Genomic DNA, 13550 nt, shown 5'->3' on the forward strand with positions numbered 1-13550 from the left:
TGGGAGCAGCGCGCCGTCGATTTGGCAGGCGGCGGTGAAAAGGCGGTCGCGCGGGTGGAAGGCGTGTCCTAGACCGTTGCGGTGACATGGCTTCCTTTCCTCGCCGCGGCGGTCGCGGCCGCCGCGCCGCTGCCCGCCGATCCGACGATCACGCTGCGCAACCGCAACGGCATGACGGTCCGCCTGATCCCGCAAGGCGCGATCGTGACCGCGATCGAAGTGCCCGACCGCGACGGACGGCGCGCCAACGTCGTGCTCGGCTATGCCACGCCCGAGGACTATCGCAGCAAGATCCGCAAGAACGGCTTCGGCGCCACGATCGGTCGCTATGCGGGCCGGATCGCCGGCGCGCGATTCACCATCGACGGGCGGCGGGTGACCCTGGTGGCCAATGACGGCGCCAATGCGCTGCACGGCGGCGGCCCGTTCGGCTTCGACACCGCCGACTGGCAGGTCCGCCGCCGGCCGGGAGCGGGTGGCGACCGCGCGACCTTTACGCTGGTCAGCCCGGACGGCTTCCAGAACTTCCCCGGCCAGCTGACGGTGACCGTCACCTATCGGCTCGCCGCCGACAATGCGCTGCACATCGACTATGCGGCGCGCACCACCAGGCCGACCGCGCTGAACATCACCAACCACAGCTATTTCAATCTGGCGGGCGAGGGCAGCGGCAGCGTGCTGGGCCAGTGGCTGCAGTTGAAGGCGGCCCGGTCGGTGGTCACCGACGCGGGTGGCATCCCGACCGGCGCGCTGGCGCCGGTGGCGGACACGCCGCTGGATTTCCGCTGTCCGCGGCGGATCGGCGAGCGGATCGATCGCCTGCCGTCGACCGGACGCGGCTACAATCACGCCTGGTTCTTCGACAAGCCCGCGGGCAGGCTGGCGCCGGTCGCGCGGCTGATCGATCCCGCGTCGGGCCGGACGCTGACGATCGAGACGACCGAGCCGTCGGTGCAGGTCTATACCGGCGGCTATATCGACGGCCGCGACGCGGGGCCGAGCGGCCGCGTCTACCAGCCCGGCGACGGCGTTGCTCTGGAGATGCAGCATGTGGCGGACAGCCCGCATCATCCCGGCTTTCCGACGACGATCCTGCGCCCCGGCCAAACCTATCGCCAGACGACGATCTGGCGGTTCGGCACCGACGGCAGCGCGGCGCCTAGCTGCCGCTGAGCGGCGGCAGCGCGACCGGCAGAGCGCCGGCCGGGCCGGGCGCGCCGGCCGATGCCGCGCGGGCGTGCGCGAAGGCGAGCGCGAGGCACGTCGCCGCCAGGATCGCCAGCGACAGGACGATCAGCAGCGACGGCGCGGAGCCGGGATCGGCGAGCGTGACGCGATACGCCGAGGCGGCGAGCACCCGGCCGAGCAGCAGCATCGCCGCCGCCTGCGCCAGCTTCGACACGCAGGTGAAGATGCCGACATAGGCGGTCGCAGCGCCGGCGGCGGCGCGGCGCATCATCGCCGCCCACAGCATCAGCCACAGGCCGCTCGATCCCGCGCCGAAGCCGAGTCCGGCGACGATCACGCCGGTGGCGGTGGTACGCAGCGGCGCGAGCAGGACGAGCGCGGCGAGCAGCAGCACCAGCGCCGCCAGGCTCAGCGCGCCGGCCGGGCTGGTCCGGCGGCGACAGGCGAGCCACGCCGGCTGGCTGATGAGGCCGCCGATCGCCGCCCAGAGCAGCAGGCCGCTGCCACCCGCGGCATAAGCGGCATAATAGGGTTCGAGCGTACGGAAGGTCGAGCTTGCCGCCATCATCACCGCCAGCGCGGCGAGGATCGTGGCGAAGGGCAGCGGCGTGGCGTCGGCATCACGCCGCGCCGGCCGATCGACCACGCCGGTCACCGGCGACCGGCGCAGCCACCAGCCGGTCGCGCAGACCAGCAGCGACAGGACCGCCGCCCAGGCCAGCCACGGGCCGATGCCCGCGCCGCGGATCAGCAGCGGCCCGGCGGCGGCACCGACCGCGATGCTCGCCAGCCCGGAGGCGATGTTGCGCCGCGCGAGCAGGGTGCAGCGCCCGTCCTCGCCCAGCGGCGCCAGCGCGACCATCGCATTCTGCGGCACGTCGAGCACCGGATAGGCGAGGCGGAAGCCGAGCAGCATCGCCAGTGCCCAGGGCAGGCGCGCGTCCGGCCCGACCAGCGGCGTCGCGCAGAACAGCAGGAAGAACAGGCAGACGACCGGCGCGGCGGCAAGCTGCAATCGCGCCGCGCCGGCGAGGCCGACGACCTGCGCCCGCCAGCCTATTCCCAAGGCGGCGTCGATGGCGCCGTTGAGCACCAGCGTTCCGGCCATCACCAGTCCCATCGCGGTCGCGCTCAGCCCGCAGGCCTCGGTGAGGAAGAAGCCGAACAGGATCGTGCTGGCATGCCACAATTGGCTCTTGGCGAAATGCGCGAGCAGATAGGGCGAGAGGGCCGCCGCGGCGCGCCGCATCGTGTCTGAGCCAGGCGGTGCCATCCCCATCGTCGCAGCGCTAGCGCAGACGTGTGTGGATTTTGTGTCGTGTGGCCCCTCGCGTCAGCCGCCGAGCGCGCGGTGGAGCTGCACCTGCGCCAGCGCGGCGGCGAGGCGGCGGCGCATCAGCGCGGCCTCCGCCTCGATCCTGTGCGTCTGCGCGTCGATGACGGCCGCCGCGGCGATGTCGCCGCGGGCGAAGCGCGCGGTCGCCATCGTCTCGACCGCGCGGCGGCGGGCGAGATCGGCGGCGGCGGCGGTGGCCTGAGCGGCGGCGGCGCGGACATCCGCGACGGCGTCGTCGATCTCGCGCCACGCGGCGAGCACCGTCGCGCGATAGGCGAGCGCCGCGGCGCGCTCCTCCGACCGGCGCAGGTCGAGCTGGCGCTGCAGGCGGCCGCCGGCGAAGATCGGCAGCGTCAAGGCCGGGCCGACGCTGGTATTGCGCGCGTCCCAGCCGAGATCGGCGAGGCGGAGCACGTCGAAGCTGAACAGGCCGGTGAGGTCGATCCGCGGGTAGAAATCGGCCTGCGCCACGCCGATCCGCGCGGTGGCGGCGTGGAGGCGGGCCTCCGCCTCGACGATGTCGGGCCGCCGCCGCGCCGTCTCGGACGGCAGGCGGGCGGGAGTCGGGCCGATGGCGAAGGCTGGTAGGGTCGCGGCCGGCGCGATCACCGCATGATCGGGGTCGCCGCCGACGAGCACCGCCAGCGCCCGCGCCAGCGCGGCGGTGCGGCGGTCGAGCTCCACCCGGTCGGCGATCAGCCGGGCGCGATCCTCCTCGTCCTGCGCGACCTCCAGCGCGCTGCGCAGGCCGCGCGCGTGCAGCATGCGGGCGATCGCCAGCGCGCGGTCGGCGAGCGCGAGGGCGGAGGCGGCGAAGCGCTGCTCCGCGTGCAGCCCGCGCAGCTGGAGATAGGTGCGCGCGACCTCCGCGGCGACGGCCAGGGCGACGCCGTCGGTCGCCGCGGCGCCGGCGGCGACCTCGGCACCGGCCGCTTCGGTCTCGCGGCGCTGGCGCCCCCACAGGTCGATCTCCCAACGCGCGCCGACGCCGAGGCTGTAGAGATCGAAGTCGACGCCCTTGGCCGGCGTGCCGGTCTGCGGCGCCAGGCCGAGGATCGGCGCGGCGAGCGCGGCGGCGCCCTGCGTGCCGATCCGGTCGCGGCTGTAGCCGGCGGTGCCGGTCAGCGTCGGCTGCCCTGCCGCGGCAACCGCGCCGCGCGCGATCCGCGCCGCGGCCAGCCGCTCGCGCGCGGCGGCGAGGTCGAGGTTCGCCGCCATCGCGCGCGCCTCCAGCGCGTCGAGCGTCGGATCGCCGAACGCGCGCCACCAGTCCGGCGTCTGCGCGGTGGTCGCGGCCGGCAGCCCGGCCCAGACCGGCGGCAGCGCGGCGACCGGCGGGTGAAAGTCCGGGCCCATCGTGCAGCCGGCGAGCGACAGCAGCATCGCGACGGCGAACCGGGGCAGGGTGGCATCACGCATCGATCGTCTCCTCGGCAGCGTGGCGGGCGAAGGCGAGCGCGAACAGCGCCGGCAGCGAGACCAGGGTCATGATCGTCGCGCCGATCAGCCCGCCGATCATCACGATCGCCATCGGCCCCCAGAACACGTTGAAACACAGTGGGATGAACGCGAGCACCGCGGCCAGCGCAGTCAGCACCACCGGGCGCGACCGGCCGACCGTGGCGGCGACGATCGCCTGGGTGACGGTCATCCCCTCCGCCTCGTGCCGGCTGACCTGATCGACCAGGATGATCGCGTTGCGCATGATCATGCCGGCGAGCGCGATCAGCCCGAGCAGCGCGACGAAGCCGAACGGGGCGCCGGTGACGAGCAGCGCCGCGACCGCGCCGACGATGCCGAGCGGCGCCGTCGCCAGCACGAGCAGGGTGCGCCCGACGCTGCGCAACTGGATCATCAGCAGGAGCAGCATCGCCGCGAGGGTGACCGGCAGCAGGTCGTAGATCGCGCCATTGGCCTTGGCGGACAGCTCGCCGTCGCCGCCGTCCTCGATACGGTAGCCGTTCGGCAGCGCGGCCCGGATCGCGGCGAGGCGCGGCTCGGCGGCGTCGACCAGCTGCGCCGCCTGCACGTCGCCGGTCATGTCCGCCTGCACCGTCAGGCATCTTGCGCCGTCGCGCGACCAGACGATCGGCTGTTCCATCGCGGTGCCGATCCGTGCCATGGTACGCAGCGGCACCGCGCCGGCGGGCGTGCGGATCGTCAGGTCGGCGAGCTGGCCGGGGTCGCCGCGGTCGCGCGACGCGGCGCGCACGATGATGCCGATCCGCTTGCTGCCGTCGAGCACCTCGCCGGCGGAGCGGCCGCTGACCAGCGCGTCGATCTCCCCTTCGAGCGTGCTGCGGTCGGTGCCGAGCCGCGCCAGCGCCGCGCCGTCGACGTGGACCTGCGTCGCGGGGGCGGGGCTGCCCCAGTCGGTCTGTACGTCGCGCGCGCCGGGTGTCGTGCGCAGCACGCGGACGATCTGCGCGGCGATGGCGCGAAGCCGCTCGGGATCGGGGCCGATGACGCGATATTGCACGGGAAAGCCGGTGCTGGGGCCGAGCGACAGGCGGCGGACGTGCAGCGTCGCGGCGGGCGCGGCATGCAGCGTGGCCAGCCGCGCCGCCAGCCGCTCGCGCGCGGCGAGATCGGTGGCGACCAGCATCAGCGTCGCCCGCGCCGGATTGGGCAGCGCGGGGCCGTAAGGCAGGTAGAAGCGCGGCGTGCCCTCGCCGATATAGCTGTCGATGCTGTGCAGGTCGGGATCGCGCCCGATCGCGGCCTCGATCCGGCGTACCGCCGCCTGCGTCGTGCCGATCGCGCTGCCCGGCCGCAGTGCGACGTCGACGATCAGCTCCGGCCGGTCGGAGGTCGGGAAGAACTGTTGCCGCACGAGCGCCGTGCCGGCGATGCTAACGAGCAGCAGCGCGCCGGTGGCGCCGACCACCAGCCAGCGATGGTCGAGGCACCAGCCGACGATCCGGCGCAGCCGCCGATAGGCGGGCGTGTCGTGCGGGTCGTGACGGGCACGATCGGCCGGCACCGCGGGCAGCAGGCGGACGCCGAGATAGGGGGTGAACACCACCGCGACGATCCAGCTGACGATCAGCGCGGTGCCGGTCACCCAGAAGATGCCGTCGGCATATTCGCTGGTCGTGGAGCGCGCGAAGCCGACCGGCAGGAAGCCGACGATGGTGAGCAGCGTGCCGGTGAGCATCGGAAAGGCGGTGTGCGTCCAGGCGTAGGCGGCGGCCTCCTCGCGGGCCGCGCCCTTTTCCATCTGCACCACCATTGCCTCGACGCTGATGATCGCATCGTCGACGAGCAGGCCGAGCGACAGGATCAGCGCGCCGAGCGAAATCCGTTCCAGCCCGATCCCCGCCGCGCCCATCGCCAGCGCCACGATCGCCAGCGTCAGCGGTACCGACAGCGCGACGACGATCCCCATCCGCCAGCCCAGCGTCAGGAAGGCGACGACCAGCACCACGGTGAGGGCGCAGAAGAATTTGATCATGAAGGCGTCGATCGCCTCGCGGATCACCGCGCTCTGATCCTCGACCTGCGTCATGCGGACGCCGGCGGGCAGGGTGCGCGCGATCGCCGCCGCGGTCGTGCGCAACGCCGCGCCGAAGCCGAGGCCGTCCGCCCCCGGCGCCATCGCGATCGCGAGCACCACCGCCGGGCGGCCGGCGTGCCGCACCAAGGCGTCGGGGGGATCGGCATGACCGTTGCTCACCGTTGCGAGATCGCCGACCCGCATCGGTCCGGCGGGCGTCGCGACCGATAGTCCGGACAGCGCGTCGATGCCGTCCGGGGCGCCATCGACGCGCACCGGGACGCGCAGCGCGGATTCGCTGATGCCCGCGGGGGTCACCGCAGCGCGCTGCGCGAGCGCCTGCGCGAGCTGGCCGGGGGCGATGCCCATGCCGGCCAGCCGGCCAGCATCGACATCGACGAACAGGCGACGCGGCACCTCGCCGACGATCTGCGCCTTGGCGGCGCCGGGCAGCCGCAGCATCGCATCGCGCGTTTGCTCGGCGATCTGAACCAGCCGCCGGTTGTCCGCGCCGGTGAGGGCGAAGACATAGCCGTAGACGTCGGAATAATCGTCATTGGCCGAAACCTGCGCGCCCGCCGGCAGATCGGGCGCGACATCGGCGATCTCGCGGCGGACCTGCTGCCAGATTTCCGGCACCCGCTGTTTGGCGGCGTCGTCGCGCAGCGCGAGCTGGATGACGCATGCCCCCTCGACGCAATAGCTCTGCTGGAAGTCGAGCGACTCGGTGCCGCGCAGCTTACGTTCGATCGGGCCGGCGACCAGCGACCGCATCCGGTCCGGCGCGGCGCCGGGCCATCGCGCCGCGACGATCATCTCCTTGAGGGTGAAGCTGGGGTCTTCGGCGCGGGGCAGGGCGAAGAACTCCGCCGCGCCGGTGGCGAACAGCAAAGCGATCAGGAAGCCGATCAGCGCCGGTTGGCGCACCGCCCAGCGCGAGAGGTTGAACCGGTCCATGGCTCAGCGGTCCTCCGGCCCGGTGCCGGCGATCACCACTGCCTGTCCGTCGGTCAGCGTGGCGCCGCCGCTCGCGACCAGCATCGTGCCCTCCACGAGGCCGGCGACGAGGGCATCGTCGCCGCGCAAGCCGATCAGCCGCACCGCGGTGCGCCGCACGTGCCGTCCGCCGTCGGTCAGCCGCCACACCATCGGCCGGCCGCCGCGCGCATCGAGTGCGGTCATCGGGACGCGGACCGGCGCCGTCGCCGCGGCCGGGCGCAGCAGCAGCGTCGCCGAGCTGTTGAGCGGCAGATCCTGCGCGCCGCCGATCAGCGTGAAGTGGGCGCGGCGCAGCCGGGTGGTGCCGTCGCCGGCCGGCGCGATCGTCCGCAGCCGCGCCACGGCGTGATCGTCGCCGATCGCCCACAGGCTGGCATCCGCCATCATCCCCGGTGCGAGCCGCAGCGTCTCGGCGGCCTGCGCCTCGACCTCGACACCCCCGGCGGCGAGGCGCAGGACCGGCCGTCCCGCCTCGACCACCGCGCCGGGCTCGGCGAGCCGGTCCAGGACCACGCCATCCTCGGGCGCGACGATCACCGTGTCGCCGCGGCCGATGCGGCTGCGCGCGAGCGCGGCGCTGGCGGCGTCGCGGCGCGCGGCGGCGGCATCGGCGACGAGCGCGCGGTCGCGCACATCGACCGCGGCGAGCGCGCCGGCGCTGTCCAGCCCCGCCGCGCGCGTCGCCGCGTCGCGGGCGCGGGCGGCCTCGGCAGCGGCGGCGGCGCGTTCGGCGCGCGCCTGATCGATGGCCGCCGCGGCATCGTCGCCGGCCAGCCGGGCGAGCACCTGGCCGGCGCGGACCTGATCGCCGGCGGTGACGGCCAGTGTCATCAGCCGCCCGCTCGCCTTGAACGCGAGCGCGATCTCGCGCCGCGGCACGACGACCCCGGCGAGCGTCGCGCCATGCGCCTCGGCATGGCGGACGGTGACCGCATCGATGATCGTCGCCGCGGGCGCGGCGACGGGCGGGGAGGAGGCGGTGCAGCCGGGCAGCGCAAGCGCGAGCACCGCGGCGGCGGAACGGATCAGGTGAGGCATGGGGCATCCCGTTGGTGAACGGGTCGCCCCTGGCGGTTCAGGCGCGCAATGCCCTGCCGATCCTCGAAACCGACCGAGCGTTTTCGGAAAACGATCGGTCCGGCAGGCGATCGTCGGAAGGGCGGGCGGCGTCAGCCGAGATGGCGGCGGCGGAAGGTGCTGGGGGTCTCGCCCAGCCGGTCCTTGAACGCGCGGTTGAACACAGCGAGGCTGCCGAAGCCGGCGTCCATCGCGATCGTCAGGATCGGCACGTCGCGCTGCGCGGGATCGGCGAGCGCGGCGCGGACTTCGGCGATGCGGTGATCGTTGAGGAAGGCGCTGACGTTGCGATGGCCGAGCGTGCCGTTGATCAGGCGGCGGACGCGATAGTCCGGCACGCCGAGCCGCGCGGCGATCGTGCCGATGGTCAGGTCCGGGTCGCGATAGGCGCGTTCGTCGCGCATCAGCCGGTCGAGCCCGTCGCGCACCGCCGGGTCGACCGGGAGGTCTGCCGGCGTGGCGGCGTCGCGTGGCGCATCGCCGGCGGCCGGCGATGGGAAGATCGCGGGATGGCGCAATCCGAACAGCAGCAGCGCGAGCGCCAGCGCCCCGGCGAACAGCGCGACCGCCCCCGACAGATTGGCGATCGCGGTGTGCAGCGCCCAGCGGCCGATCATGCCGCTCCACACCGTCCACAGGATGATCGCGCCGACGGTGAGGACGAAGGCGGTGCGCGCGCGGCGGCGCGGCTCGACCAGGTCGCCGGCGCGGTGGCGCCAGGCGAGCCAGAGCACCTGGACGGCAAGGGCGGTGCCCGCCGCCTGCAGGATCAGGTCGAGCGCCGGCAGCGGCGGGACCAGCGCGGCGCGTTGCAGCGCCAGATAGGCCGCGGCGGCGACGAACACCGCGACCAGCGCGATGGCGCGCCGCGACGGGCGGAACTCGTCGTCGAACCAGGCGCGGGCGAACAGCCAGAAGGCCGGCACCGCCGCATCGCCGCCGACATCGACGATCAGGCCGACACCGTCGAGCGCCGGGATGCGCGGCAACCCTTGCAGCGCGGCCATGACCGCGCACAGCGCCAGCGCGATGCCGAAGCTGCGCGGGCGCGACGCGGGCAGCCGGGCGAAGATCACGGCGGTGAGCAGCAGCAGCGCGATGGCGCCGCCGCGCAGCGCCGCGTCGAGCAGGAACAGCGCGTCGTCGAGCGAGAACAGCCGGTCGCTCATGCGTGGACGGCGCTCACCGCTCGCCGTCGATCGGCTTGAGGCCGGCGAGCAGCCGCATCGCCAGCCGCGCGGCGCGGCCCCAGGGCGGCCCGATCCGCTCGACCATCGCGACCGGTCCCGCCTTGTGCACGCCGCGCGCATGGCTGAACCGGCGAAAGCCGTCGCGGCCATGATAGGCACCCATGCCGCTCGCCCCGATGCCGCCGAAGGGCAGGCTGTGCTGCGCGACGTGTAGCAAGGTGCCGTTGATCGTGACCCCGCCGGATGTCGCGCCATCGAGGATCGTGCGCTGCGTGTCGGCATGGTCGGCGAAGCAATAAAGCGCGAGCGGCCGCGGCCGCGCGCGGACATAGGCGAGCGCCGCGTCAAGCGTGGCATAGGGCCGCACCGGCAGCACCGGGCCGAAGATCTCGTCGCGCATCAGCGCGCAATCGTCGGGTGCGCCGAGGACGACCGTCGGCGCGATGCGCGCGCCGGTCGCCGCCGCGGCCGGGTGCGTCAGGATCTCGGCGCCCTTGTGGCGCGCCTCCTCGATCGCGTCGGTCAGTCGCCGGTGATGGCGCGTGTCGATGATCGCGCTGTAGTCGTTATTGTCGACGATCGCCGGATAGCTATGCGTCGCGGCGGCGAGTACGCGCTCGGCGAAGCGGCGCGCCGAGGCGGCGGGGACCAGCGCATAATCGGGCGCGACGCAAGTCTGGCCGGCGTTGAGATAGCGACCGAAGGCGATCGAGCGGGCGGCGCGATCGATGGCGAAATCGGGCGCGACGATCGCCGGCGACTTGCCGCCGAGTTCGAGCGTCACCGGCGTCAGATGCTCGGCGGCGGCGCGCAGGATGTGGCGGCCGACCCCGGTCGAGCCGGTGAAGATGAGATGGTCGAGCGGCAGCGCAGCCAGCGCCTGCGACACCGCGACGCCGCCGGGCACGACGGCGAGGCGATCGGCGTCGAACCGCTCCGCCACCAGCCGGGCGAGCAGCGCGGCAAAGGCCGGCGTCGATTCGGATGGCTTGACCAGCACGCGGTTGCCCGCCGCCAGCGCATCGAGCGTGGGTCCGAGCGTCAGGTACAGCGGGTAGTTCCACGGCGCGATCACGCCGATCACGCCGAGCGGTTCGTAGCGCACCCAGGCCCGCGCCGGTTGCAGGCTGAAATCGACGCGGCGCGGCACGTCGCGCATCCATTGGCGCAGATGCCCGCGGGCGTGCCGGATCGCGGCGATCAGCGGCACGATCTCCAGCATCTCCGTCTCGGCGTGCGCGCGTCCGCCGAAATCGTCCGAGATCGCCCGCACCAATGCCGCGTGGCCGTCGACCAGCAATGCGCGGAGCTTGTCGAGCAGCGCCAGCCGGGTCGCGAGGTCGGGCGCCGCCACGTCGCGCGAGGCGCGATGCTGGCGATCGAAGGCGGTGTGCAGCAGCTGCAACTCGGGCATCCCGTCCATCCTCTCCAGCGCGGTCGTCCGGCGACCCGCCGCCGCCCTATGCCGCGGCCCCGCCCCGGACAAGCGCGATGCGGCCGATCAAGGGATTGCGCTTGTTCGGCCGTGAACACGCATAGATTGCATATGGCTGAGGATGTGGCGGGACCGCTTCCCTCAGCTTTCTCCGTCACCCCGGACTTGTTCCGGGGTCCACTCTGCGGCGAGGAGAGAGGCTTGGTTCGAAACCGCTTTCTTGCTGCCCGGTGGACCCCGGACCGAGTCCGGGCTGACGGGGTGGCTTGGGACACGGCGGGCTCATGGACATGCTTGTAGCAATCGCCGCGCAGCGCCTCTCCGCGACGCCGTCTCGCCTGCTTCAAGTCGCCGGTGCCGCCATGCTCCGCTTCACCTCGAGCCGCAGCCCGGCGAGAAAGGCGAGTTCGGCGACGACGAACAGCGGTCCGACGATCAGGCCCGACAGGTCGTCGACGAAGGCAGGTTTGCGCCCTTCGTAATAATGGCCGAGGAACTGGAATGCCCAGCCGGCGACGAAGCCGCCGATGCCTAGGGCCAGCCATGCCGCGTTCGGCAGGCCGGCGATCGCCACGCCCGCCCAGCAGCCCAGCGCGAGCAACGCCGCCATGACGAGGCCAAAGCGCCGGTCGAGCCGCAGGTAGAACAGCGCCGCCGCCGCCGACAGCAGCATGGCCGGGGTCAGCACGATCCCCTCGGCCGGCGTCCAGCCCGGCCGCGAGGCGAGCACCGCGATGGCCAGCACGATCAGCGGGATGCCGACCATATGGGTTGCGATATTGCGTTCGTCGCGATGATAGTCGGCATATGCGGACAGATGCCTCGCCAGATCGGTCATCCCTTCTCTCCTCTTGCTGGGGCGGCAGCGTAATCGGACGTGGGCGGCGGGGCTGTCGCCTTGGCGACATCGCGGTGCGGTGGTGAGCATCGACCCGGCGCCGGCCAGCATCGCCGCGGGCGCGTGGTTCGGGCGGCTGTCGGCGCCGTTCCGCGCTGCGCTGCTCGCCGACGCGCGGATGCTGCATCTGGCGGAGGGCGCGCCGATCTTCTGGCGCGGTGACGCCGCCGACGGCCTCTACGCGGTGGTGGAGGGGGCGGTGGCGATCGGCGCGGTCGATGCCGACGGCCATGCGGCGATGCTCACCCATATCCAGCCGGGCATGTGGTTCGGCGAGATCGCATTGCTCGACGGGCGGCCGCGCACCCATGACGCGCAGGCGGCGCGCGAATCGCGGCTGCTCCACGTCCCGGTTGCGCCGCTGCGGGCGCGGCTCGACCGTGATCCAGCCTGGTGGCGCGAACTGGCGTGGCTGACGACGGAGAAGCTGCGCCTCGCCTTCCAGGTCACCGAGGCGGCGGCGCTGATGAGCGCGCCGCAGCGGGTGGCGGCGCGGCTGACGATGATGGCGGACGGTTATGGCGGCACCGGTGCACGCCAGCCGACGCTATGGCTGTCGCAGGAGCAACTGGCGGCGATGCTGTCGCTGTCGCGCCAGACGATCAACCGCATCCTCAAGCGGTTCGAGGCCGCGGGGCTGATCGCGCTCGGCCAGGCGCGGATCGAGGTGATCGACGGTGCAGGGCTGGCGGCGGTGCGCGACGCCGGCGGGCCTGGATAAGCGAAGCGCCGGACGACCGCGGCGGGCCGTCCGGCGCTGCGACGGGGCGACGATCAGGCCGCCTTGGTGTTGACCGGGATGCGACGGACGTTCTCGTTTGACGCCGTCGTCTTGGGCAGCGTCACCGTGAGCACGCCGTTGCGGAACGAGGCGTTCGCCTTGTCCGCCTCCACGCCCCGCGGCAGGCCGATGCGCCGTTCGAACCGGCCGTAGCTGCGTTCGGAATAGCCGCGGTCCTTGTCCTCGACCTCGGCCTTCTTCTCGCCGCGCAGCGTCAGCACGCCGTCCTCCAGCGTCAGCTCGACATCCTTCTCGTCGAGCCCGGGCAGTTCCGCGGTGACGCGGATCTCCGTATCGGTTTCGCCGAGTTCGACATTGGGGGTAGCGAAGGGGGTGGCGAAGCGCCCGACCTCGCCCAGCGCCGGCACGCCGAAGCCGCGGAAGACGTCGTCGAACAGCCGGTTCACCTCGCGGTGCAGCGACAGCAACGGATGATCGTCGCGTGCCGAGGGCGCGTCGACGGGCAGCGGCAGCCGGTTTTCCTGCCGGCTCCAGGGTATCAGATCACGGATGGCCATGGGTCTTACTCCTTTCCTGGCTGGATGGTGGATGATTGATGGAACGGGATGCGCGGCGATCAGGCCGATGCGGGTTCGCGCTCGCGCGGCGCCTCGATCCGCGCGCCGTTCGGCTCGGAGGCGGTACCGCTGCCGATCGCGATCTTGCGGGGCTTCATCGCCTCGGGGACGACGCGCTGGAGCGCGATGCTCAGCAACCCGTTGTCGAACTCGGCCGAGCGCACCTCGACATAGTCGGCGAGCTGGAAGCGCCGCTCGAACGACCGCGTCGCGATGCCGCGATGCAGATACTGGCCCTCGCTCTTGTCCTCGCCCCGCTTGCCGGTGACGGTGAGCTGATTCTCCTGCGCGACGATCTCGATCTCGTCGGGGCGGAAGCCCGCGACCGCGATCGTGATCCGGTAGCTGTCCTCGCCCTCGCGGATGATGTCGAACGGCGGATAGCCGTCGCCGGCATCGCCGCGCGGCCCGGTTTCGAGCAGGTCGAACAGACGGTCGAAGCCGACCGTCGAACGCCGGTAGGGCGTGAAATCGAAATTGGTTCTCATCTCCAAATCCTCCTGACGAGCAATCTGGACCTGAGACGCGCCGGTGCGAGAGCCGACGCCCTCTACGTCCAACCGGACCCGAAC

11 protein-coding genes are annotated in these 13550 nt (G+C 72.9%); 2 read left to right on the plus strand and 9 right to left on the minus strand.

The window, feature by feature from the left end:
- The first annotated feature begins 81 nt into the window (after positions 1 to 81).
- The gene (locus HD841_RS12385; protein ID WP_218845523.1) at positions 82 to 1173 is read left to right on the plus strand and encodes an aldose epimerase family protein; all 1092 of its coding nucleotides are present in this window, start codon (positions 82 to 84) and stop codon (positions 1171 to 1173) included.
- Here the strand turns inward: HD841_RS12385 and HD841_RS12390 are convergent.
- The 7 genes from HD841_RS12390 to HD841_RS12420 all read right to left on the minus strand — a co-directional run bounded on the left by HD841_RS12390 (position 1160) and on the right by HD841_RS12420 (position 11559).
- A complete protein-coding gene (locus HD841_RS12390) occupies positions 1160 to 2461 on the minus strand; it encodes an MFS transporter (RefSeq protein WP_179509179.1) in 1302 nt (433 codons plus the stop codon). The genes HD841_RS12385 and HD841_RS12390 overlap by 14 nt on opposite strands.
- A 60-nt stretch (positions 2462 to 2521) precedes the next feature.
- Positions 2522 to 3943 carry an efflux transporter outer membrane subunit gene (locus tag HD841_RS12395; protein WP_179509180.1) on the minus strand — a complete coding sequence of 474 codons (1422 nt, stop codon included), beginning with the start codon at positions 3941 to 3943 and terminating at the stop codon, positions 2522 to 2524.
- Positions 3936 to 6977 (minus strand): efflux RND transporter permease subunit, encoded by a 3042-nt coding sequence (locus HD841_RS12400; protein WP_179509181.1) that lies wholly within the window; start codon positions 6975 to 6977, stop codon positions 3936 to 3938. The genes HD841_RS12395 and HD841_RS12400 overlap by 8 nt, the downstream gene beginning before the upstream one ends.
- A 3-nt stretch (positions 6978 to 6980) precedes the next feature.
- On the minus strand, positions 6981 to 8057 hold the full coding sequence (locus tag HD841_RS12405) for an efflux RND transporter periplasmic adaptor subunit (protein WP_179509182.1): 1077 nt from the start codon (positions 8055 to 8057) through the stop codon (positions 6981 to 6983).
- 131 nt (positions 8058 to 8188) lie between these two features.
- The gene (locus HD841_RS12410) at positions 8189 to 9265 is read right to left on the minus strand and encodes an AraC family transcriptional regulator (protein ID WP_179509183.1); all 1077 of its coding nucleotides are present in this window, start codon (positions 9263 to 9265) and stop codon (positions 8189 to 8191) included.
- Between the two features lie 13 nt (positions 9266 to 9278).
- Positions 9279 to 10700 (minus strand): coniferyl aldehyde dehydrogenase, encoded by a 1422-nt coding sequence (locus tag HD841_RS12415; protein WP_179509184.1) that lies wholly within the window; start codon positions 10698 to 10700, stop codon positions 9279 to 9281.
- A 364-nt stretch (positions 10701 to 11064) separates the two neighbouring features.
- Positions 11065 to 11559: an Mpo1 family 2-hydroxy fatty acid dioxygenase gene (locus HD841_RS12420; RefSeq protein ID WP_179509185.1), complete on the minus strand. Its 495-nt coding sequence runs from the start codon at positions 11557 to 11559 to the stop codon at positions 11065 to 11067.
- An 82-nt stretch (positions 11560 to 11641) separates the two neighbouring features.
- On the opposite strand from HD841_RS12420, the gene HD841_RS12425 reads away from it, so the two are divergent.
- Positions 11642 to 12340: a Crp/Fnr family transcriptional regulator gene (locus tag HD841_RS12425; protein WP_218845524.1), complete on the plus strand. Its 699-nt coding sequence runs from the start codon at positions 11642 to 11644 to the stop codon at positions 12338 to 12340.
- A 53-nt stretch (positions 12341 to 12393) separates the two neighbouring features.
- Here HD841_RS12425 and HD841_RS12430 read toward each other — a convergent pair whose 3' ends face one another.
- Together HD841_RS12430 and HD841_RS12435 are read right to left on the minus strand one after the other, a co-directional pair.
- Positions 12394 to 12918 (minus strand): Hsp20/alpha crystallin family protein, encoded by a 525-nt coding sequence (locus tag HD841_RS12430; protein WP_179509186.1) that lies wholly within the window; start codon positions 12916 to 12918, stop codon positions 12394 to 12396.
- A 59-nt stretch (positions 12919 to 12977) separates the two neighbouring features.
- Positions 12978 to 13466 carry an Hsp20 family protein gene (locus tag HD841_RS12435; RefSeq protein ID WP_179509187.1) on the minus strand — a complete coding sequence of 163 codons (489 nt, stop codon included), beginning with the start codon at positions 13464 to 13466 and terminating at the stop codon, positions 12978 to 12980.
- Positions 13467 to 13550 lie beyond the last annotated feature (84 nt).

The sequence above is a fragment of the Sphingomonas melonis genome, from assembly GCF_013409985.1.
Lineage (GTDB): Bacteria > Pseudomonadota > Alphaproteobacteria > Sphingomonadales > Sphingomonadaceae > Sphingomonas > Sphingomonas melonis_A.

Excerpts from the sequence above, each read along its gene's own strand:
- HD841_RS12390 (WP_179509179.1), bottom strand. The coding sequence starts at position 2,461 with ATGGCACCGCCTGGCTCAGACACGATGCGGCGCGCCGCGGCGGCCCTC.
- HD841_RS12395 (WP_179509180.1), bottom strand. The coding sequence starts at position 3,943 with ATGCGTGATGCCACCCTGCCCCGGTTCGCCGTCGCGATGCTGCTGTCG.
- HD841_RS12400 (WP_179509181.1), bottom strand. The coding sequence starts at position 6,977 with ATGGACCGGTTCAACCTCTCGCGCTGGGCGGTGCGCCAACCGGCGCTG.
- HD841_RS12405 (WP_179509182.1), bottom strand. The coding sequence starts at position 8,057 with ATGCCTCACCTGATCCGTTCCGCCGCCGCGGTGCTCGCGCTTGCGCTG.
- HD841_RS12410 (WP_179509183.1), bottom strand. The coding sequence starts at position 9,265 with ATGAGCGACCGGCTGTTCTCGCTCGACGACGCGCTGTTCCTGCTCGAC.
- HD841_RS12415 (WP_179509184.1), bottom strand. The coding sequence starts at position 10,700 with ATGCCCGAGTTGCAGCTGCTGCACACCGCCTTCGATCGCCAGCATCGC.
- HD841_RS12420 (WP_179509185.1), bottom strand. The coding sequence starts at position 11,559 with ATGACCGATCTGGCGAGGCATCTGTCCGCATATGCCGACTATCATCGC.
- HD841_RS12430 (WP_179509186.1), bottom strand. The coding sequence starts at position 12,918 with ATGGCCATCCGTGATCTGATACCCTGGAGCCGGCAGGAAAACCGGCTG.
- HD841_RS12435 (WP_179509187.1), bottom strand. The coding sequence starts at position 13,466 with ATGAGAACCAATTTCGATTTCACGCCCTACCGGCGTTCGACGGTCGGC.